General features: G+C 42.8%; 19 protein-coding genes. 11 read left to right on the forward strand and 8 right to left on the reverse strand.

Annotated features, from left to right (window positions below; all coding sequences use genetic code 11):
* Positions 1-17: 17 nt before the first annotated feature.
* Entirely contained in the window at positions 18-395 is a 378-nt protein-coding gene (locus MSWH1_RS16420) for a hypothetical protein (RefSeq protein WP_156148222.1), read from the forward strand.
* A gap of 235 nt (positions 396-630) precedes the next feature.
* On the opposite strand, the gene pyrI is transcribed toward MSWH1_RS16420, so the two are convergent.
* The 3 genes from pyrI to MSWH1_RS16435 all read right to left on the reverse strand — a co-directional run bounded on the left by pyrI (position 631) and on the right by MSWH1_RS16435 (position 2,608).
* Positions 631-1,101 (reverse strand): aspartate carbamoyltransferase regulatory subunit, encoded by a 471-nt coding sequence (gene pyrI, locus MSWH1_RS16425; protein ID WP_048129974.1) that lies wholly within the window; start codon positions 1,099-1,101, stop codon positions 631-633.
* A complete protein-coding gene (gene pyrB / locus MSWH1_RS16430) occupies positions 1,098-2,024 on the reverse strand; it encodes an aspartate carbamoyltransferase (protein ID WP_048129975.1) in 927 nt (308 codons plus the stop codon). Before pyrB ends, pyrI begins: the two co-directional genes overlap by 4 nt.
* 104 nt (positions 2,025-2,128) lie before the next feature.
* Positions 2,129-2,608, reverse strand: a complete 480-nt coding sequence (locus tag MSWH1_RS16435) for a DUF5788 family protein (protein WP_048129976.1) — start codon at positions 2,606-2,608, stop codon at positions 2,129-2,131.
* Between the two features lie 345 nt (positions 2,609-2,953).
* Here MSWH1_RS16435 and hxlA point away from each other — a divergent pair, with 345 nt between their 5' ends.
* A complete protein-coding gene (hxlA, locus tag MSWH1_RS16440) occupies positions 2,954-4,225 on the forward strand; it encodes a 3-hexulose-6-phosphate synthase (RefSeq protein WP_369798616.1) in 1,272 nt (423 codons plus the stop codon).
* 224 nt (positions 4,226-4,449) lie between these two features.
* Positions 4,450-5,226: an A24 family peptidase C-terminal domain-containing protein gene (locus tag MSWH1_RS16445; protein WP_048129978.1), complete on the forward strand. Its 777-nt coding sequence runs from the start codon at positions 4,450-4,452 to the stop codon at positions 5,224-5,226.
* 545 nt (positions 5,227-5,771) lie between these two features.
* Here the strand turns inward: MSWH1_RS16445 and MSWH1_RS16450 are convergent.
* From MSWH1_RS16450 to MSWH1_RS16460, 3 genes are all read right to left on the reverse strand, one after another.
* Positions 5,772-6,344 carry a DUF1847 domain-containing protein gene (locus MSWH1_RS16450; RefSeq protein ID WP_048129979.1) on the reverse strand — a complete coding sequence of 191 codons (573 nt, stop codon included), beginning with the start codon at positions 6,342-6,344 and terminating at the stop codon, positions 5,772-5,774.
* Between the two features lie 211 nt (positions 6,345-6,555).
* On the reverse strand, positions 6,556-9,351 hold the full coding sequence (gene recQ / locus MSWH1_RS16455; protein WP_052723199.1) for a DNA helicase RecQ: 2,796 nt from the start codon (positions 9,349-9,351) through the stop codon (positions 6,556-6,558).
* Between the two features lie 1,378 nt (positions 9,352-10,729).
* Positions 10,730-10,876 carry a hypothetical protein gene (locus MSWH1_RS16460; RefSeq protein ID WP_197074605.1) on the reverse strand — a complete coding sequence of 49 codons (147 nt, stop codon included), beginning with the start codon at positions 10,874-10,876 and terminating at the stop codon, positions 10,730-10,732.
* A 271-nt stretch (positions 10,877-11,147) separates the two neighbouring features.
* Between MSWH1_RS16460 and guaA the strand changes: the two genes are divergently transcribed.
* The 5 genes from guaA to MSWH1_RS19500 all read left to right on the forward strand — a co-directional run bounded on the left by guaA (position 11,148) and on the right by MSWH1_RS19500 (position 15,717).
* A complete protein-coding gene (gene guaA, locus MSWH1_RS16465) occupies positions 11,148-12,065 on the forward strand; it encodes a glutamine-hydrolyzing GMP synthase (RefSeq protein WP_048129981.1) in 918 nt (305 codons plus the stop codon).
* A 45-nt stretch (positions 12,066-12,110) separates the two neighbouring features.
* Positions 12,111-13,151 carry an archaeosine biosynthesis radical SAM protein RaSEA gene (locus MSWH1_RS16470; RefSeq protein WP_048129982.1) on the forward strand — a complete coding sequence of 347 codons (1,041 nt, stop codon included), beginning with the start codon at positions 12,111-12,113 and terminating at the stop codon, positions 13,149-13,151.
* A gap of 124 nt (positions 13,152-13,275) precedes the next feature.
* Positions 13,276-14,616 (forward strand): MFS transporter, encoded by a 1,341-nt coding sequence (locus MSWH1_RS16475; RefSeq protein ID WP_048129983.1) that lies wholly within the window; start codon positions 13,276-13,278, stop codon positions 14,614-14,616.
* A gap of 588 nt (positions 14,617-15,204) precedes the next feature.
* The gene (locus tag MSWH1_RS16480) at positions 15,205-15,423 is read left to right on the forward strand and encodes a PLDc N-terminal domain-containing protein (RefSeq protein ID WP_048129984.1); all 219 of its coding nucleotides are present in this window, start codon (positions 15,205-15,207) and stop codon (positions 15,421-15,423) included.
* A gap of 99 nt (positions 15,424-15,522) precedes the next feature.
* A complete protein-coding gene (locus MSWH1_RS19500) occupies positions 15,523-15,717 on the forward strand; it encodes a hypothetical protein (protein ID WP_156148225.1) in 195 nt (64 codons plus the stop codon).
* 252 nt (positions 15,718-15,969) lie between these two features.
* Here the strand turns inward: MSWH1_RS19500 and MSWH1_RS16485 are convergent, their stop codons facing one another.
* Positions 15,970-18,015 (reverse strand): heavy metal translocating P-type ATPase, encoded by a 2,046-nt coding sequence (locus tag MSWH1_RS16485; protein ID WP_156148226.1) that lies wholly within the window; start codon positions 18,013-18,015, stop codon positions 15,970-15,972.
* 599 nt (positions 18,016-18,614) lie between these two features.
* Between MSWH1_RS16485 and MSWH1_RS16490 the strand changes: the two genes are divergently transcribed.
* Entirely contained in the window at positions 18,615-19,274 is a 660-nt protein-coding gene (locus MSWH1_RS16490; RefSeq protein WP_231585508.1) for a hypothetical protein, read from the forward strand.
* Between the two features lie 233 nt (positions 19,275-19,507).
* On the opposite strand, the gene MSWH1_RS16500 is transcribed toward MSWH1_RS16490, so the two are convergent.
* Complete coding sequence (locus tag MSWH1_RS16500; RefSeq protein WP_048129988.1) at positions 19,508-19,735, reverse strand: DUF2892 domain-containing protein; 228 nt, start codon at positions 19,733-19,735, stop codon at positions 19,508-19,510.
* A gap of 209 nt (positions 19,736-19,944) precedes the next feature.
* Here MSWH1_RS16500 and MSWH1_RS16505 point away from each other — a divergent pair, with 209 nt between their 5' ends.
* Together MSWH1_RS16505 and MSWH1_RS16510 are read left to right on the forward strand one after the other, a co-directional pair.
* A complete protein-coding gene (locus MSWH1_RS16505) occupies positions 19,945-21,219 on the forward strand; it encodes a YcaO-related McrA-glycine thioamidation protein (RefSeq protein ID WP_048129989.1) in 1,275 nt (424 codons plus the stop codon).
* Positions 21,216-21,881, forward strand: a complete 666-nt coding sequence (locus MSWH1_RS16510) for a TfuA-related McrA-glycine thioamidation protein (RefSeq protein ID WP_231585509.1) — start codon at positions 21,216-21,218, stop codon at positions 21,879-21,881. Before MSWH1_RS16505 ends, MSWH1_RS16510 begins: the two co-directional genes overlap by 4 nt.
* Positions 21,882-21,941 lie beyond the last annotated feature (60 nt).

Raw genomic sequence — 21,941 nt, forward strand, 5'->3', positions numbered from 1 at the left:
AATCCAGATATACCTTTATGATTACTCCGCAGACCTCATATTCTTTTCCATTCCTGCCTGGAAAACAGTTTCGATCTACATTGAAAGTGACCAAAGAACAGGCAATAGCAATCATGCAGATACCTGTAAAAGGGAACAAGACTTACACGATGTTTGATACACTTGTTGCTGCTAAACTGAATGTAGCTGCTAAATGTCCTTCATGCCAGATAAAGAATACAATCACAGACGCAAACCAGTGGATGGGGGCGGTCCCGTACTTTGGTCCAGCGGGCAGTGGTGTAAAGGCAAGCAGCCCCATGTGGCAGGATCGGACGCAGGTAGGGAGGTGCCCAATTACATCCGGAGAATACCTGTATAAGAAGCTTGATGCCTACAACAATGGGCAGTTATAATAAAAAACAAATGAGCTTAATTAAAGAACAGCATCAACGGAACTAAAACCTCGTTCAATCTTATAATCTTTTACCCCACCGAAAAGCCGGTGGAGTTTTAGGATAAAAAACAGAACAAAAAATTATATTTTTAACCGGATTTAGATTCTCCCTCCGGTTACAGCAATTTATAATAATTTTCAAAAGCTGTACTTTTTTCACGAAAAAATCTAAGGTGAAGTTTTCATAAAAGTTTTTACAGCAAATTTTCCGCAATCTCTTCGGAAATCACGTGATCACAATACAGGCAGTGAAGGGAAACCCCTTCTTCTTCAGACTGCAGTACTGAAAATTTGGATTTAATGGGTTCGCTGCTGTTAGAGATGCAGTTTAGATTCGTACAGCGGACAACGCCTTCCACATAAGACGGAAGCACGACCTCATTTTTCTGAATCACTTTAAAGTCCCTGATGATATTGATTGTAGCTTTAGGAGAAATCAGGGCTATTCTGTTAAGTTCCTCAATACTGAGCTCCTTGCCCTCGATCTTAACAACATCTTTTTTGCCTCGCGCCCCGGGAGCGTTCATCACAAAACTGATAGTTTCCCGAAAAGCACTGGAAATTCCCAGGATGCGCAGAACATTTAGAGCCTGTCCAGCCTTTACGTGATCGATCACAGTCCCGTTTTCGATTGCCTGAACCTTCAGGTTCCTTTTTTCATTCACTCAATCACCCCCATTGCCAGAGCAAGCAATGCCATCCTGATAGGAACTCCATAGAAAGCCTGCTCGAAATAGCGTGCATGAGAGGTTTCATCCACCTCAGGAGAGATCTCATTGACCCTCGGAAGAGGATGAAGGATTTTAAGGTCAGGACCTGCGGCTTTTAAAAGGTCACCTGTGATCCTCAGACTGTTTTTAACCTTTTCATATTCATCAGGATCAGGAAAACGCTCCTGTTGAACTCTTGTCATATACAGGACTTCGACATCCCCTATTATTTCCTCAAGAGAATCGGTTTCCTTTACACAGATATTTTGCTTCCGAAGACCCCGGACAATTTCGGAGGGCATCCTGAGTTCCGGAGGTGAAACAAAGGTCATTTCTGCTCCATAAAGAGACAGGGCATGGCAGAGGGAATGGACGGTTCTCCCGTATTTAAGGTCTCCCGCCATGGCAATTTTCAGGCCTTCAAGATGGCTTTCCCTGCGGATTGTATAGAGGTCAAGAAAAGTCTGGGTAGGATGATGGACAGAGCCGTCTCCTCCGTTGATCACAGGGACACTCGCAACTTCCGTAGCCATTCGTGCCGACCCATCAAGAGGATGACGCAGCACGATAAGATCAGCATATTTACTGATTACGCGGATAGTATCGGCAAGGTTTTCCCCTTTCATGACAGAGCTTGCCTCGACTGAGCCCAGGTTCAGGACCTGACCTCCAAGCCTCCGCGCAGCAACCTCAAAAGACAGCCTTGTTCTTGTGCTTGGTTCAAAAAAAAGAAGCGAAATGATTTTACCATCCAGCAACCGGGACCTTTCCTCGCCCCTTGCCACAGGTTCAAGTTTTTCTGCGGTATCCAGAACATAGTCGATTTCCTCCCGCGAAAAATCTTTCATTGATATGACGTGTCGGTTCTTAAATGACATCCAGTTTTCATAAATGGTTCCCAGAGATATAACCTTTGCTCCGAAACTTTCCCAGGTTAGAGCTGCAACAATTAAGCATCATCTGGCACATCAGTTATGCCATTTCACTTTGATACGTTCTTTATGAATTCAAGCCAGAGCCTGGCATCCCTGACTCTCTGGTTGATAAATTGCTCCTGGAAGCGTTTTGAACTCTCTTTAAGTGCTCCACTCTCAATATCTCTAAGATCCGTTATCGCACGCAATAAGCCTGCAGTTTCGTGGTAGAGAGACTTTGCCTTTTCCTCTGTAAGAGGTGCCTCTTCAAGCTCTTTTTCGTCCTCTTTTTCTTTTTCCGAAATAATATCGATGCATTTATCTATCTGGGACTTTTCGCTTGCAGTAAGGTTTTCTTTCTGAATCAGTCCCCACACGTAGTTATGAAGCGGGTGTTTTTCTCCTTTAATTTCTACATAATCCGGAATACGTTGTCCGACCCAGAAGAGCCGGGAATGTAGAGCTGACAACAACTGCTTGCGTTCCGCATCTGTTATATACTTTTGAGAGGGGTCTTTGTTATCATCTGTTTTAAGGATCTTTTCCATAAACTATCCCCGAACTAGATTGTTCTCCCTTATAAAAAATTTTTTGTGACAACTATTTAGTGATGAGTTTTCAGCTACACGTGTGAAAACTGCAAAAACAAAAACATTCAAAGGAAAAGTAACCAGAATAAAAAGCAATATAGATAATGAAGAGCTCACATATTGAAAATGAGCAGTAAACTATGAACAGAGATAATAAGTAAATCAAAAAGGTAATAAAGGTCATAGTAAAAATTCAGAGCATATAATAAAAATTGAAAAAAATAAAAACAGAAAGGAAACCGATACAAAAACTCAATTTTTCACTTTATTCGGTTTCCCAATAGAGGTGATATTATCGTTCCCATAATTCAGGTTGCACTTGATCTTCTGGAACTTGACCGCTCAGTTGAGATTGCAAAGGAAGCAATCGCAGGAGGCGCTGACTGGATCGAGATAGGGACCCCCCTGATAAAAAGTGAAGGCATGAACGCAATTCGCACCATGAGAAAAGCTTTTTCGGACAGGACAATTCTTGCCGACATGAAAACCGTAGATACAGGAGCAATGGAAGTCGAGATGGCTGCAAAAGCCGGTGCGGATGTAGTAATCGTCCTCGGCAGTGCGGATGATTCTACAGTTCTTGATGCACTCCGTTCAGCCCACAAATATGGAGTAAGGCTGATGGCAGACCTGATATCGGCTCCGGATCCTGTAAAAAGGGCAGTAGAGCTCGAAGCTCTGGGTGTGGACTATGTGAATGTTCATGTAGGCATAGACCAGCAGATGATTGGAAAAGACCCGATATCCATATTAATGGAAATTTCAGAAAAGGTGAGTGTACAGCTTGCAGTAGCTGGAGGACTTGATGCCAAGAGTGCAGCTCAGGCGATCAGGGCAGGTGCCAGGATTGTGATAGTGGGAGGAAACATAACCCGCTCTGACAATGTGACCGAAGCTGCAAGAAAAATAAGACAGAGTGTGGACTCTCCTGGGTCTGTAGATATCCGGAACAGAGTAACCGTAGACCAGGAAATAAGAGAGATCTTTAAGGAAGTCTCAACCTCGAATATTTCGGATGCGATGCACGGAAAAGGGGCAATGAAAGGTATCCACCCTCTTGTAAGAGGGAAAATGATAGGAACTGCAATTACGGTGCAATCTTTTCCCGGAGACTGGGCAAAAACAGTCGAAGCCATTGATCTCGCAAAAGAAGGAAATGTAATAGTAATTTATAATGAAAGTAAGGACATTGCCTGCTGGGGAGGGCTTGCAACCCTGAGCAGTCTGAATAAGGGAATTGCAGGTGTGGTAATAGAAGGGGCTGTAAGAGACATTGACGAGGTGGAAACTCTCGGGCTCCCGATTTATACCAGCAATACAGTTCCCAATGCCGGGGACCCGAAAGGTTTTGGGGAAATCAATGCTGAAATCACCTGTGGAGGCCAGACAGTAAAACCCGGGGATTATATAATCGGCGATGAAAGCGGAGTTGTAGTTGTCCCGGGAGAACGTGCCTACGAACTTGCAAGAAGGGCAAAGGAAGTCAATAAAACCGAAAAGAGAATCTTTGATGAGATCCGGAGAGGTGGAACTCTCTCAGAAATCCTGAAACTCAAGAAATGGGAAAAACTTTGAAAAAAGCCATCCCTGAAAGCCCCTGAAACCCGGAAAAGCAAGAGTAAAAGCCAGGAGTAAAAATCAGGAGTAAAAGCCAGGAATAAAAATCAGGAGTAAAAGCCAGGAATAAAAACAAAACTAAACTAAGCAAAACTGAAAAAAATACAGAAAAGAATAAAAACCAGTACGAAAAAAGATTGTAACCGGAGAAACACACAAAACAAAAGAGTAGAAAAATATACATGATCGAAATTTTGAAATTGGCAGTCTGCCTGCCTTTTCTCTTTTATTCTTCCTACCTGGACCTGAAAACCCGCAGGGTTCCAAACCGTGTATGGAAGCTTATGCTTTTCTCCCTTTCAGGTTTCTTAATATATGAGATAGTGAATGGAGGAGTATCCTTTCTTCTCCAGTTAGTTTTTTCATTTTTTTCCAGTTTATTTCTGACTTATCTGCTTTTCAGAGTCAGGGTTTTCGGAGGCGCAGATGCAAAAGCCCTGATAGCAATCGGGATTCTGTGTCCGGTTTACCCTGTCCTGGAGTTTTACGGCTACACTTTTCCCCTGCTTGGATTTCCCCCTGCCGGACTCTTTGCACTTACTGTTCTTGAAAATTCCTTATTTCTTACCGCTGCTGTTCCTTTAGGACTTTTCTGTTACAACATCCTTCATTTTACTCCTGATATGCTCAAAAAACCATTTTATATGCTCTTTGCATACAGGATAAAAATTAAGGATCTGCGAAGGCTTCTGGATAAAAGCAGACATATCCGGCTAGCTGAACGTTTTGAACTGAATAACGGGAAGTTATATCCTTCTTTTGCAGGCAGAGGAATTAATGTAAACCATAATATGGTTTCCCGACTTGAAGCACACGAGGAGCAGGGACTCCTTGGCAGCACTGTATGGGTAACTCCAGGACTTCCATTCATGCTTCCCATAACAGCGAGTTTTATTATGGCAATTATATTAGGAGATCTCATTTATTATTTCCTGAAGGAACTTTTTGCTTGCTTTTAGTTTCTAAGAGCTTGTCTTAAAATTAAATTTGATTCTACAATGGTGACAGTAATTACCATTTGAACTGAAAAACGATATCATTAAACTGTTAAATGTCTAAAGTGTAATTTTTAACCATGATGTCTAATGTATTTGCTTTCATACATCAAGCGAGTAAGCCTGATGTAATAGATTTACAGTCTGAATTTAAAGTCAGCAATGAACACTATCCAAAATGACCACTATCCAAAATGACCACTATCCAACTGTAGAAATAGTTTGAATTTTAAAACAGCCTCTTAGAGATCTCCTCTCCGAAATACTCGAGGAATGTCCGATGCCTGCACTTATTCTTCGCAGTAGGCTTCAATCTGCCTTAACTACACAATGATGTGCCTTCAGGCATAATAGAGTTAAATAGGAGGATTAGAAAAGTGGATACCCTCCATCACCCTCCTTTTACCCCATTCCCTCTTTTGTAAATTAACTCCAATTACAAGCCTGAGAAACCTATTATTTCCATTCCTTTCCCTATTTGTTTTTTCGTACTCTTTTGTGTTATCCAGTCATTCACTTATCCCAAACCTTTTTTTCAGGTAATACCCTGAATAGACGGCTCCCACAGGGTTATGAGCGAGCACTCTGTCCTTGACCACCAGTGTCGTAACAGGGGCTTTGGAGTGCTGCGTGAAGAGGATATCGTGCCCGATGCAGAGCCCGACAATGATGTTCAGGTCGGTTTCACTTTCATTCAGGACTTTTGCCTGGCCTATGGGATTGCAGGTTGCTTCAAAGCCTTCCCCGTATAATTTATCGAGACCAAAATCTTCCTTATCAATCCCACAGACCTTGCAGCAGACCGAAAAGACCTCGAAATCCCTGGCAAGAATCCTGTGGATAGTTTTTGCTTCCCTTTGAAGTCCGATGCAGAAGGCAATCCCGAGTTTTTTGTAGCCCATCTTCTGCGCGTAAAGGATAAGTTCTTCAATCCGGGTCTTTTCCATGTAATAACGGGCTTCGATCTCAGCCGAGACCTGCATGGAATTCAGATCCCCACCTTCGTAGGAAATCTCGTCCTTAATGCTCGTGCAGTCCTTTCCTTTATAGCAGTTTTTTTCATCACAGAGTGCGCACTTCATATTTTTGCTCCTTTCTGGGTTACCAAAGTATAGATAACTGATAAAAGTAACTTTGAAGAATCCTGTCTTCTTACTTCATACTCTGAAATTTGGACTCGTCCGGAATTCCAGGTATCCCCTTATCTTACTTTGGATAGTAGTAATTTATAAAAGTAAAAATAAATTTTAAAAAAATGATTCATATTATGAAAAAATAAATTAAGTTGTGCCTTCAAACTGAGAAAGGTATTTTAGATAGAAGGAGCGCGCTTATAAGCTTCAGTTCCTCCTCCGGACAATTATCCCCCATCCGCGCCCTGAGCAGGGAGTCAAACTCAACCTCCAGTACTTCCAGTGCCGTTTTTATTTGCTGCTGCCTTTCAGGAGGCACAAGCCCGTCAATTTTCCTGATCTTTCCGGCAAGTATCAGCCTCTCAAACTGCCGGTACACATTTTTAACACTCAAACTTTCGATTTCTGCAATTTCACCAATATCGAGCCCCTGTAAATAGAGCGAATACGTCTTTTCAAGAGAATCCTTTTCAAAGAGATCAATTTCAGAGGGACCTATTTCAAGAGAGTCCGCCTCAAATGAGCCATTTTCAAAAAAATCGTCAGGACAATTCGTCTTGGGTACATCGGCAACAGCCTCAGGAGAATTTCCTTCAGGGATGATTTCATTAAGGCTGCCAGAAGAAGAATCTGCTTCTAACCAATCCTGGATACTCACATCCAGACACCTTGCTCTCTTTGTAGGCAACCTGTGGACTTCGGGAGGTGTTTTGAGAGGCACCTTGGAAGGTGATGTTTCTGGTACTTTGAGAGATGATATTTTCAAAGCTTTCTCTTTACCGGTTTCCGGAACAGGAGTTTCAATCCCGAGACCTTCGGTTTCAATTTCGAGTTCTGAAAATGTACTTTTGCGGATGGGACTCTTTGGAGCTTTCCTCTTTTTTTCCGGTTCAATCTCACGATCCCCGGAAACCTCAGCTTTCTCTGCAGAAATCAACCCATAGTCGTTACAGTAATCCCTTATCTCCTTAAGGAAATCGTCTCCGTATTTCCGGAGTTTATGGTCTCCTACCCCTGTGATAGAATGAAACTCTTCAGGGCTTTGCGGGAGCTTTGTAGACATCTCTTTCAGGCTGGTATCGGAAAAAATGATGTATGGAGGAAGATTTTTCTTTAAAGCAATCTTTTTTCTCAGGGCTTTTAGCCTCTCAAAAAGAATGGGATCATGCTCTGTTCCCGATTTTGAAAGTTTTCCGGAAGTTGCTTTTTTAAGGACCTCAGAAGCAGTTGAATATCTTTCGGCAGGAAGCTGTGTAGGAAATTGTATATCATCTTCGCCTTTTCCTGTGATTTTGCCTGCAGGTGCTGGCGAAATAGAACCCTCTGGAACAGAACTCCCTTTAACCCCGGCCATAAAACCCTCAGGACAGACAAGTTCAACGCTCTCCGATCCCTTCAAAATTTTCCTGCTCATAGAGTTCAGTTTCAGGACAGGATACTGCGTCCCGCTTACCTCAAAAAGCCCGGTGTTCAACATTTCGGAAGCAAGCGACCTCCACTGATCCTTTGTGAACTCCTTGCCGCTGCCATGAGCTTTCAGTTTATCATGCCGGTTTTGCTTGATCTTTTTATTCTTGGAACCTGTGAGCACATCAATAACGTAATTGGTACCGAAGCGCTGATTCAATTCCTGAATACAGGCAATCAGTTTTCTGGCAGCCTCGGTCCCGTCAAAAGTGTCTTTAGGCCTTAGGCAGGTATCACAGTTACCGCATGCCGCTGGAAACTCTTCCCCGAAATATTTCATGAGAGTCTGGCGCCTGCACTTATTTCCTTCGCAATAGGCTACCATCTGCCTTAACTGCACAAGGGAGACATCCTTTTCTTTCTCATTTGTTTTCTGTGCGATGAAGTACTCAATTTTAAAGCGGTCTCCCCTGCTAAAAAAAAGGATGCATTCACATGGACTGCCGTCCCTGCCTCCACGTCCGGTTTCCTGATAATAGCTCTCAAGGTTCCGGGGAAGGTCGTAGTGTATTACAAACCGGACATTTGACTTGTCAATCCCCATTCCGAAAGCGATTGTAGCCACTATTATGTCCACATGATCTTTTATGAACATCTCCTGGTTTCGAGCACGTTCGGAATCTGAAAGTCCGGCATGATAGGGAAGAGCCCTGAACCCGGCAAGGTTCAGCTTTTTTGTAAGGGTTTCCACGTTGTTCCGGCTCTGGCAGTAAATGATTCCGGCTTCACCCCTGTGCCTGAGCAGGTAATCGGTAATCTCGGAAAAAGTATCTTTCTTGGGCCTGACCTCGTAGTAAAGGTTACTCCGGTTAAAGCTGGCAACATAAGGACCTTTTTCCGGGTCAATAGCAAGTCCGAGCTGAGATATAATGTCTTTTCTGACCCTGTCGGTGGCTGTAGCCGTTAGTGCAATAACTGGCACATCAGGAAAGCCTGTCTTCGGGTCCCTCAGGAGTTTCATTTTCCGGTACTCAGGCCGGAAGTCATGGCCCCATTCCGAAATACAGTGCGCCTCATCGATTGCAAAAAGGCTAACCTTGCCCTTCTTCAGGAACGCAAAAGTCCCTGGCATCATAAGCCTCTCAGGTGCAATATAGAGTATCTTCAACCTGTTTTCAAGAAAAGCTGTTTTAACATCCCGGATTTCTCTGGCACCCTGGGTACTGTTCATGCATGCTGCAGCAATCCCATTTGCCTCAAGCCCGTCAACCTGATCTTTCATAAGGGAAATAAGGGGGGAGACCACGACAGTTACCCCGTCCAGGAGAAGGGAAGGCAGCTGGTAGCAAATAGACTTGCCGCCTCCTGTAGGCATAAGCACGAAGACGTCTTTTTGGTCCAGAACATCCCTGATAATGTCCTCCTGCAGGGGGCGAAAAGCAGTATATCCGAAGTACTGGCGGAGTACAGAGTGCATTCTGGCAGACATCAATACCCTGGACTCAAGTTCATTTTTACTATCTTTCAATACTCCATAATCAATGCCCATTATCTCATCCCTGAATTTGTAGAACTTATACCATGCCAGAATATAAAAATACCAGGAAGATATTTGGAAGTGCACAATAGCTACGCTTATTTGTGAATCCGCGACGCTGTGATGTTTCAGTTTCATCTTATTTAAGTTGCAGGTATGCAGGGTGAAAGTATTTACATTTAGATATCTAAAAAAGTGGTATTCTTTTGCTTTCAAAAAACGAAAGATAAATTTCTTTTTTAAAACCTGGAGAAATAAAAATCTGGAACTTATTTACCAAAGAATTAAGAGCAATACTTTAGAAAGAAATTTATGTGATGATGTCGTTTAACTTTATGGAGAAATCGCTTATGTTTGGAGGATGACCCATATTTGAAACTGGTGAACTTTGGAACTGCAGTCCGGAAGTCAACAAAGGGGACTTCAGGTAAGGCGACCCGTTCATTCCGAATGTTAACCAGAGTTATTCCTTGAACATGAAGAGTGCTCCTGCCCCTATTCCCATCCCCAGGTACCGTAACACTTAAAGTACCCTGACTAAGAGAAAAAAACTCACATGAACATAACGATGATGGTGCCTTTTCTTCATGAGATGATAGGACTTAAGAAGAAAAGGTGAGGCCGCTAAGGCGGAAAAGCAAATGTGGAAGTAAAGAACGGGGGGAATGAAACGGCTACCATACCTCAAAATCAGGCATCCTCAGCGCCTGGGAATCAACGCCTGATAAGAGGTAATAGAATGAGGGGGAAGAAATGTAGCCGCACATGTCAATCTTTACTTCCACCATTTGCAAAATATCTTATTTTAAATACTGGCTCATAATATTTGATTGTCATATAATATTCAGCCGATTTTATATCAGCCGACCTTAATTCTAAGTAAACCTCGCGCCCACCCGCCTCCAGGTGCACAATCATCGGAAACAAACTAAAATGAAATGTTCGAAGAATTAATCTATAAAACTTCACCTTAAAAATTCACGATTAGCCAGCAATAACCATAAGTAGAATAAACAATACTCCCAACATCAATATAAACATCAGAGACATCCATAACTTTAACGCCTTGTCTGTATTCAAAGTTCCAACCCCTCTGTTCTTAGTTTGAGATGTACTGATTTATAAATGCAAGAACAAATATTCAGAAACATGAGTATTTCGTATCAAGTTGAGAATTATAGTTCCAGTTTTGCTATTATTACCCCATGATTTATATATATTTCACTGAACACTCCTATCACCAATTCCCCATCTTTTCGTTATAAATGTTTTTGGAAAAGCTTCGTATATAATTGTTATTTTTTATATTTTGGAAAGGATTAGAAGGTCAGAAAGTGGGGAAAAAAATAGTTAAGAGGAACTTTGAACACAGGAATTATTAATTCCTGAATCATTTCAAAAAAGCCTTTTCCAGATCTTCCAGATCAAAAGCTGGAAATTCCAGGTCCGTCTTACCTTCAATACTTTTCGCAACCAGACAGTAGTGCATTTTCCATTTGCCTTTCACCCTGACCGCCTTTTCTCTCAATTTATCCATGATCTGCTCGGCCTCCCACTGGCGAAGATCTTTCCACTTGACCTCGCAGAACAAAAGTGTTAGTTCAGAAAAGGACATTAAAATATAAATTCCTGATAAATATATCTTGATGTGAAACTTTCCTTGACTATACCTTTAAATATCAAAAACCCCATGCACAGACTCATATATCACAATAAAATAGAATCAAATCTTAATAATTTTCATACATTCACCAATCACCATCATTTCTTCAAAGGAATTAGTTTAGCATCATTAAAGGAGCATTTCAATGGTAAAACCCGATAAATTCATTCCAAAAGCAATTGAGAAAATCAGCCAGGAAATAAAAGACGGAAGAGCAATTATTGCGCTCTCGGGCGGCGTGGACAGTTCTGTTTGTGCGGAGCTGGCTTACAGGGCAATCGGAAACAGGCTGCAGCCTATCTATATCGACACAGGGCTCATGAGGAAAGGAGAAACCGAGAGGATAAAGCACATCTTCTCTCACATGAACCTGGACATCGTGTATGCAAAGGATAGGTTCCTTGCAGCCCTGAAGGATATTACTGACCCTGAAGAGAAACGGAAGGCCATAGGCGAGACTTTCATCCGGGTTTTTGAAGACGAGGCAAAGAATCTTGCAGCCGATTACCTGATCCAGGGCACGATCTATCCTGACCGGATCGAATCCGAAGGCGGGATCAAGTCTCACCACAATGTTGGAGGGCTGCCGAGCGTAATGGACTTCAAGAAAATTGTTGAACCTATCGAGGACCTTTACAAGGATGAGGTAAGGGAAGTCGCCTGGGCACTCCAGCTACCGGAAGAGATCTGCGAGAGGATGCCTTTCCCGGGTCCCGGGCTTGCTGTACGCATTCTCGGAGAGGTTACCGAGGAAAAGCTTGAAGTCGTGCGAGAAGCAAACTTCATAGTAGAAGAAGAACTTCTTGATAGGTTCTGCCCCTGGCAGACTTTTGCGGCTGTGCTCGGAAAAGGCACCGGAGTAAAAGGAGATGTCCGGGCTTATGGCTGGATCGTGGCTGTAAGGGCTGTAGGGTCAAGGGACGGAATGACTGCAGAAGCACTCGAACTCCCATGGGAGGTCCTCAAGACCCTCGAATCGAGGATCACTTCCGAAATTCCGAAGGTAGCCAGGGTAGTGTACGATATCACTCCAAAACCACCTGCAACTATCGAGTTTGAGTAAAACCGGAAAAATAAATATTAATCCATAATAGCGAGTTCTAAGCCCATGTCCCTTAATAAAGCAGTACTGGATATCCGGCAGCGGATAAAAATAAAGCCATCACCCACGAATGAACCTGCGGCAAGCTGGACCGGAGCAGACCTTGTAAACGGGGTTCAAACAAATGTCATCACTATAATCTTCAAAAGTGCAGGCTGCCGCTGGGGAAAAGCCGGCGGCTGTACAATGTGCGGCTACGTCTATGAATGTGCAAGTGAGCCCCCGTCTCTCGAAGACTATAGCGCCCAGCTTACAAAAGCAATGAGGAAAGCTGAAAAATTCCCTGAGTTCATGGTCAAGATCTTCACATCAGGCAGTTTCCTTGACGAACAGGAAGTCTTCCCTGAAGCTAGAGATGCGATCCTCAAGACCCTTGCAGATGACCCCAGGGTCGTCAAAGTGCTTGTTGAAACCCGCCCGAACTATGTAACCGAAGAGAATGTACAGGCCTGCCTCAACATCCTTAAAGACAAACCCTTCGAACTCGCATTCGGGCTGGAAACAAGTTCGGATAAGATCCGAAGAGATTCCATTAACAAGGGTTTTACATTCCAGGACTTTGTCCATGCAGCAGAAATTGCAAAAAAATACGGAGTAACCATAAAAACTTACCTTATGCTCAAACCTCTCTTCCTTTCCGAAAAGCAGGCGATGGAAGACATCATACGCTCCATAGATGATGCAGCTCCTTATTCTGACACCATATCCATCAACCTCTGCAACGTCCAGAAAGGCACCCTTGTCGAAGCTCTCTGGGAAAAAGGCCAGTATCGCCCGCCCTGGCTCTGGAGCATAGTAGAGGTCCTGAAAAAAGCAAAGACCGCCCATCCAGACCTCCCCCTCATGTCCGATCCCGTCGGCGCAGGCTCAAAACGCGGCCCCCACAACTGTAAAATATGCAGCCCGGAAGTTGCAGATTCTCTCAGGACTTTCTCACTCACCCAGAACCCTGCAGACCTCAGCACAACAGACTGCAAATGTAAAGAACTCTGGAAAAAAGTCCTGGAAATCGAAGACTTCACCTACGGAACTCCTATTTTAGATTAATGGGAGAAAAAAGGGAGAGGGAAAGATTCCTGAAGATGCAAAGGAAAATGCTTCCGGGGATAAACAGGAAAAAAATAAACCGGAAAATATAGGAACAGATAAGGAAAACAGGAGTCAGGAAAATATTCCTGACCCTCCGACAGGAGAGAGTGTTCACCTTCTTCCCCTCCTTACTGTAAACTTCATAGGGACTCTGGGTTTCAGCATTGTTCTCCCCTTCCTTGTATTTCTGGTAAACCGGCTTGGAGGCAATGCTTTCATTTACGGGCTTACAAGTTCCATGTATCCTGTTTTCCAGCTCATAGGCGCCCCTATTCTCGGCAGGTGGTCTGACATTTACGGGCGTAAAAAAATCCTTCTTTTAAGCCAGCTGGGAACCTTGCTTTCATGGATTATCTTTCTTGCAGCCCTCTTTCTCCCGGCTTCCATCCTTTTTAAAGTTGATTCTGAAGTCCTGGGAACTTTTGTCTTCACCCTGCCCCTTGCAGTACTCTTCTTTGCCCGGGCTCTTGACGGGCTGACCGGAGGAAACGTGTCCGTAGCCAATGCCTATCTGGCAGACATTACCGAAGAAAAAGACAGGAACCGGAATTTCGGAAAAATGTCGATTTCCTCAAACCTCGGGTTCATAGTGGGCCCTGCCCTTGCCGGGCTTTTGAGCGTAACAGCATACGGAGAAGCAGCTCCAGTCCTGGGCGCAGTGATAATTTCACTTATAGGGACAGCACTTATCATATTTTATATCCCTGAAAACAAAGAGTGTTCTCTTAAGGAACCTGCCGATTCTGAGGACATACGAAAAGTCTTTGGCTACGAAATAAAGGAGTGCAGGGCTGCGCGGGAAACCGGAAAGCCTTCCTTCAGAGAAGTTTTAAAGCTTCCGAATATCCCTTATATGTTCGGGCTTTACTTTCTCATATTTCTCAGCTTCAATATTTTCTACACCGCTTTTCCCTTACATGCAATCGCAGCTCTTGACTGGGGGATCGCAGAAATGGGAATATACTTTACTGTTCTGAGCGCCCTTCTGATAATTGTGCAGGGATCTATTCTCCCAGGACTTTCAAAAAGATATTCAGATGCCTCGCTTATAATAGTCGGAAGTCTGATGCTCGGCACGAACTTCCTGCTGCTTATCCCCGGAAACCTCTTTCTTACCTATCTTGCAACAGGGTTTTTCGCGCTTGGAGACGGGTTTATGTGGCCTTCTTTCCTCTCCCTTTTATCAAAAATTGCAGGAAGAAATTACCAGGGCACGGTACAGGGGTTTGCCAGCAGTTTTGGAGGGCTTGCAAGTATAACAGGGCTGATCCTCGGCGGGCTATTATATGAATTGTTTGCAGGAAGATCCTTTTTGCTTGCAGGTATGGTAATTTATATCGTATTTTTACTCACTTTCAGGCTCAGGCGATTTGAGAAAGAGCTAAAAACTGAACCTGACATTTTATCCTTCGGGCTCAGCTGATAAAAACCACTAAAATTCAGACACTCAGGTTCAAAAAAATTCGTGATTTATACAAACTAATTATGCCCGCAAAGCAAAGAGTTTGATACCAAAGAAAAACGGGTGGAAACTGGAAAGAACGACAGGTTCTCGATTATTTACATTCCGGTAGATCCGAATGCTGTAATCGATTTATGTGAACTATCATTTCCAGGAAAATGGAAGCACTCTGAGAAATGTTGACAGAAAATTATATGAAAATGTGTCATATAAAAACCCGATTTTGCTTGAGTTTCCAAAAAAAAAGAATCCGCATACAAACTTAACGTAATGATAGAAGATAAAAGATGGGCTGTGCTATACAAAAGCTGGATGGAGGTTCACGCCGGTTCAGAGGAGATGAAATGAGGAGAAAGCAGAAAAACCAAACTATAGAAGCAAGTAGAAAAACCAAACTGTTTAAGTAAATATGGCTATATATTGAAAATGGATTCGATTCAAGTAAAGAACTCCAGAATGCAGCCTCAGAGTAGAGAAAAATATCAAGGTAAAGAAAAGTAGGGCTGAAAAACCCAGACTAATAAAAAATCCAAAATAGGACACGGTAAAATGTTCGGCTATTCCCTTATTCTCATTATTTTCGGATTTGTTTTTCTTCTGTCTTTTATTCTCTGGGCCTGGACCCTTGTTGACTGCCTGCGAAAAGAAACGGATAAAGGGAATACACGCCTTATTTGGGTTATAGTTATTGTTTTTACGTATATTGTAGGAGCTTTTCTTTACTACCTTATCAGGCAACCCAAAAGAGTCAAAGAACTCGGCAGATAATTCAAGAAAGAATTAAGGTGATTCCTGAAAGAAGGTGATTCCTGAAAGGCTGTTTGAAAGTCTGAAAAGGCTGCATTTGAAGGATAGAATATCAAAAATATGGAAAACAAGGCTTTCATACCTGATATCCAGAGGAATCTCGGAACTCATCATTATCGGATAATCACCTCTACCATCAGTCCGATGGAATTCAACGCAGCTCCCTCCATAAGGATAGATATTCCTACAACTACCAGAACCAGCAGGATAATCAGGAATGTATTGCTTTTGCCTTCTCTGTCTGTGATACTTTAACCCCCTTTAAACCAAACCTGAATTTATCGGTTAAAATAATCAGCTAAAATAATCAGATAGAATAATCAGATAGAATAATCAGATAGAATAATCAGATAGAATAATCAGATAGAATAATCAAGCTTCATGTCCACTGCTTATTATTTTCTTCTTTTTCCCCGTACATGCTTTGAGATAAATTTGATTCCTGAAGAAACCAGTGCTGCCAGAGCCAGCATTTTCATCAAACCACGAATTATTCCGAACATAAAATCACTCCATCTTTAACGCTCTTGCATTTATAGCTACGATCACAGTACTCAAGCTCATGAGAACTGCCCCTACGGCAGGGTTCAGTAAGATGCCGTATCCGTAGAGTACACCTGCTGCAAGCGGAATTGCAAAAACATTATACCCGGTTGCCCAGAGCAGGTTCTGGTACATCTTAGAGTAAGTTTTTCTGGAAAGCTCAATAATGTACAGCACATCTCTGGGATCGTTTTTTACCAGCACGATATCGGCGGTTTCGATTGCAACATCCGTGCCTGCCCCGATAGCAATTCCCACATCAGCCTGGGAAAGGGCAGGGGCGTCATTGACCCCGTCTCCGACCATTCCGGTAACGTACTGCTTCTGAACTTCCATGACTTTTGCTGCCTTTTCGTGAGGAAGAACTTCTGCAAAATAGTCATCAAGCTCCAGTTCCCTGGATACCCAGGCAGCAACATAGCGGTTGTCCCCGGTAAGCATCAGGCATTTTATACCTGTTCCTTTGAGCTTTGAGATTGCTTCCCTTGACTCTTTCCGGATAATGTCGGCAAGGGCAAGGGCTCCAAGTACCTTATTTCCTTCAAGCAGAAATATAATGGTTTTTCCCTGCTCCTTAATTTCTTCAATTTTCTCGGACTCAATTTTCCCATCATTCAGGCTGATTCCTTTTTCTTCAAGGTATCCCGGGCTTACTACAAGGAATTTCTTGCCATCAATAATACCCTCGATTCCTTTTCCGGGAATAGAACTGAACTTTTCGACCTGAACAGGATCTATCCCATTTTCCCTGGCACTCTCAAGGATTCCCCTTGCAATCGGGTGTTCCGAACTTGCTTCAAGGGAAGCTGCGAGGCTGAGGATCCTTTTGTCGTTCATTTTGTCGCCCTCGCCTGAGAGAGAAAATACATCTGTTACTCCAAACCTTCCTTCGGTGAGAGTGCCTGTTTTATCAAAGATTACTGCTTCAAGGCCCCGGGCTTTTTCAAACGCCTGCCGGTCCCGGATAAGGAGTCCGGATTTTGCTGCCAGGGACGTTGAAACCGCAACCACAAGCGGGATTGCAAGCCCCAGGGCATGCGGGCAGGTGATAACCATTACCGTAACTGCCCTCTCCAGGGCAAAGACAAGTTCATGACCGGAGAAGATCCAGAGGACGAATGTAAGAGCTCCTGCACTCAGGGCTATGATCGTAAGGTACATCGCCGCCCTGTTTGCCAGGTCCTGAGTCTTTGATTTGCTTTCCTGGGCTGTTTTGACGAGTTCAACAACCTGGTTGAGGTAGGTGTCCTTTCCTGTTTTTTTGACCTCCACAACAAAAGCCGCCTCTCCGTTAATCGAACCGCCGATTACCTCATTCCCCGGGTTTTTCGTGACAGGCTTTGACTCCCCTGTTAGCATTGATTCGTTGACACTGCTTATCCCTTTTATAACAGTCCCGTCAACAGGAATCTTTTCCCCGGGCTTGACCAGAACCCTGTCCCCTATTTTTAATCGGTCAACCCCCACATCAACAGTTTCGCCATTTTTCTTCAGGTGAGCAACCGAGGGCATGATTTTTACAAGCTCTTCAAGGGCATTTGAAGCCCCCATTACCGAACGCATCTCAAGCCAGTGCCCGAAAAGCATTACATCGATAAGGGTCACAAGTTCCCAGAAAAAAACTCCTCCGGGAAGCCCTAAGACCACCGCAGAACTGTAAAAATAAGCCACACTGATAGCAACGGCTATAAGGGTCATCATTCCCGGAGATTTCTCTGCAAGCTCGTCTTTCAGCCCTTTGAGAAACGGGTAGCCACCATAAAAATAAACGACAGAAGACAACAAAAAAATAAGAATATCCGCACCTGGAAAGCGAAACTCAAAGCCAAAAAAACCCTGAATCATGGGGGAAAGCAGCAAAACCGGGAAGGTCAATATGAAAGAAACTATGAATCTTTTTCTGAAATCCGCAAGCATATGAGCATGATGATTGCCGTGTCCCTTTCCCCCAGACATTTCATGCCCCTGATGCTGCATTCTTTCATGCTGGTTATGGTTCTCATGTTTCATGAAAATTTCCTGACATTTCCCCAGAATTGTGTTCTTTGTTGGATAGGGAGAGCTCATTTGTTTGAACGTTAGAACTATCAGTGTCCGTTCTCTTCTCCTCAGCCTGCATAAGCCCTCATACCCCTGATTATAATATTATTTACCCTTACTTATAATAGTATTTACCCTGATTTTAATTTTATTTAAGATATTATAATCCCTTAATATATTATAAAATAAGGGAATCAAAAATCCTGCATCGAAAAATAATAGAATTGATTTAAAAAAGTTAGATGGAAAAAAGAAAACATAAAAATAAAATAAAAAAACTTTAGTAAATTTGTTTACTCTTAATACCCCGACGCACAGTGAATATCAAAAAAGAGAGCATAATAAAGCAAACGACCCCGATGAAGACGGTAGACCAGAAAGCTACATCCGCAGGAATGTAACTAAGAGATCCAAAGTCTTCAAACAATGTCGACATATTATAACATATATACTCACACGTGATAAACCTATCTTACCACCTTAGAAAAGAAAAAGAAAGACGAAAGAGTTCATTGAAGCAGATCAAAAGACATTGAAGCAGATCAAAAGATAAAAATAAGCTGCTTCCAGTGAATCCGGAAACAAAAATCAGAGCGGAAGTTCAGGTGAAATCACATAAAGGAGGATTGTGTTCAAAATATTTAAGTATGTTTCCGCCATTTATCTTAAGGGGCAGCAACATGTTGGATCAACAAAAAGAAATTGAGTGCGAATTATTTGAAATATATAATAAAAATCTGGATCAATTTTTTTCACTAATAAAATTTATGTTTGTAATATTTGGATTTTATGCTATAACATTCTCTAACGTATACGGTAAACTCAATATACACACATTAGATAACGTACCAATTATTTCAATTTATTCTCTTCTTGCGTGTTTACTATTCATCGGCATAGCACTTATTGTTCCGTTTTCACAGCTGGTGCTCCCAAAGGAACGCAAGTTCAAACAAAGAGAGAGCTCGATTCAATTTCGAGAGGAAGACGAACTTAAAATACACAATAAAAAATTGTTTTTAATAACTCTAAAACAAGAAAATTATTACATAAGTTCATTTTTGCTGGTTTTGCTTTCTCTTATTTTCTTCTGTGGTCATTTTGCACCATTTGCAATTTGTGTTTCAATTCCGGTTTTCATAATCTCTGTTTTTTACCATCTTACATTTTCCGAATGGATGAAAAAAGAAAACAAAAATATCAAAATTGTAAAACCTCACAAAGGATAGAAATGTATTTTCCTTTGAATCATATCGTATTCATACTTCCCTGCTGCCTATATTTTCTTAGTTCAATAAGCATCGTACAGAAATGTTTCTGCATCTTTAACTTGAACAATTTTAAATTGAACAATTTGTGAGCGGGACTATTTTCTTCATTGTGTATACCTGACTTCGCCGCTAAGGATAAACTCCCCATACTCTTAACTCCCCATACTCTTAACCTCCCCATACTCTTTTTGTTATTTTTTCTTTGCCGTGTTGATCCTGAGAATAACATAAGGAGTACAGTGTCTCAGGATCGAACTGAAAAGTCCCGTAAAAGTTACCAGCGCAACAATCCACTTCAAAGGAGAACTTTTTACAAGATTCATTGCAAGAGCAGTAATTCCAAGTACTCCGAGAAAGGTTCGGAGTATCAGATCAAAACCTCCTACATTTTCTTCAAGAAACAATTTTTTGAGCTCCATCGGACAAAAACCCCTTATAAACCCTCTTACATACTTATAGATCCCTTCAATATATAGCGTTATTCTGTTTGTATTCTGTTTGTATTCTGTTCATATTCATTTGTAAAAAGAAGTCTTGCACAGGAAAACTGTGAAATATCCCTTTAAAAGGTCCGTAAATTTCCGAAAAATCACAAAATATATAACAAGAAATGAGAAGGTTTCTAACTATGCCCGAGATAAAAATTGACAGGTCTCTCTCATACATCGAAGGCACCCAGCGTGTGTATGATGAAACTACAACCCTTGAAAACACTAAAGATCAGATAAAAAAAATAGGTGTTACCCGAATTGCAGACATAACAAACCTGGACAGGCTCGGGATTCCTATCTTTTCGGCAATCCGCCCCAGTGCCGCTCCGGGAGCTATCAGTATCTACTCAGGCAAGGGCTCGACCGAGCAAAGGGCCCGGATTTCAGCAATGATGGAGAGTTTTGAGCGTTGCCTGGCAGAAAGGCCCGGTGTGAATGCAAACATTGAGGGGGGTATTTCTGCCCCGGCCCTTGTGGATTCCTATACCTCTGCCATAGAAAACCGCAACGTGCTTAACCCAAGCGCCCTGCTCCTATCCCAGCCCTTTGACCCCAGTTCCCTTATGGAATGGGTCGGAGCATATGATATGATGAACAGGGAAGAGACATTCATAAGCGCAAATGCAGTTTTCCACCCCTACGATGCACCCGGGCAGTGCCAGAAACTTTTCTTGAGCAATACGAATGGACTGGCTTCAGGAAACGTGCTTGAGGAAGCTATCCTGCACGGGATGCTTGAAGTTATAGAAAGAGATGCTATCAGCACAGCCCAATTTACCCGTAATCTTGGAAAGGAGATCGTGCTGACAGAAGAAGACGGATACCTTTACGAGCTTGCCCGAAAATTCAAAGAAGCAGGAATTGAACTCAAAGTATGGCTTGTCCCGACGGACACCGGAATCCCTACAGTTATTGCAGCAACTGATGACGTAAAATTAAAAGATCCTGCTCTTCTGGTCATGGGAGCAGGCTCCCACCTTAAACCTGAGATTGCAGTTGCAAGAGCAATAACTGAAGCTGCGCAGTCGAGAGTTGTCCAAATCCAGGGCGCAAGGGAAGACACAGACAGGGAGGGCTTTATCCGAAGTGTAGGGTATGACCGCATGAAGCGCCTGAACTGGTTCTGGTTTGAAGAAGGCGAAAAAATTTCCCTTTCCGAAGTACAGGACCTCTCCAGAAAAAGCCCTGCTGAAAGCATCGACGTAATACTTGAAAAGCTAAAGGGCCTTGCCGAAAAGGTGCTTGTCGTGGACCTCTCAAGAGAGGAAATCGAAGTGCCTGCAGTCAGGGTAATCATTCCGGGTTTTGAACTTTTCACTATCGACCGCGACCGTACGGGAAAAAGAATTGCTGCAGGGAAGAAAAAAGAATTTTCCAGAAACAAAAACGAAAAGCCGTGGAAAAGAAGATGAAAGCAAAAGCAGTTATCTTTACCGGTAACAGCATCAGCCATGAGGATGCAAAAAAAATCCTCAGGGCAAAATACCAGCCCCCGATACGCAGGTTCCAGCTTGAAAAGTTTGTCCAGCAGGGGTATAAAGTATTAGGAATCATTGACGGGATTTTCTTTGACCGGGCTGCAGTAGGACACAGAGAAATCCTATCTGCCCTTAATGCAGGAGTAAAAGTTGTGGGGGGTGCCAGCATGGGGGCTCTCAGGGCTTCGGAACTGGACACACACGGCATGATCGGCGTAGGGAAGGTTTACGAATGGTACAGGGACGGGATTATCGAGTCTGACGACGAGGTAGCTGTAAGCACCAACCCTGATACATTTGAGCCCATCTCCGTGCCCCTGGTAAACATCCGGGAAACCCTTAAAGCCGCTCTAACTATCGGACTTGTAAGTGAAAAAGAGCACGATAGCCTCCTGGACCTTGCTATCAAAACTTACTACCCTGACAGGAGCTATCTCGGACTTACAAAAGAAGGGGCTAAAAAAGGCCTGATACCGGAAGAAAAAAGGAAGATACTCCTTGATTTTTGCATTAACAGCGAAGTTGACGTAAAAAGGCAGGACGCGATTCTTGTGCTTGAAACCGTAAAAAAATTAATTGAAGAGGCTGAAACTTAAAGTCTTACGAAATCAACTGTTTCGGCTCTTCAACCCTGTTTTTTTCAGATATCTTCAATG

It is taken from the genome of Methanosarcina sp. WH1, assembly GCF_000970005.1.
Lineage (GTDB): Archaea > Halobacteriota > Methanosarcinia > Methanosarcinales > Methanosarcinaceae > Methanosarcina.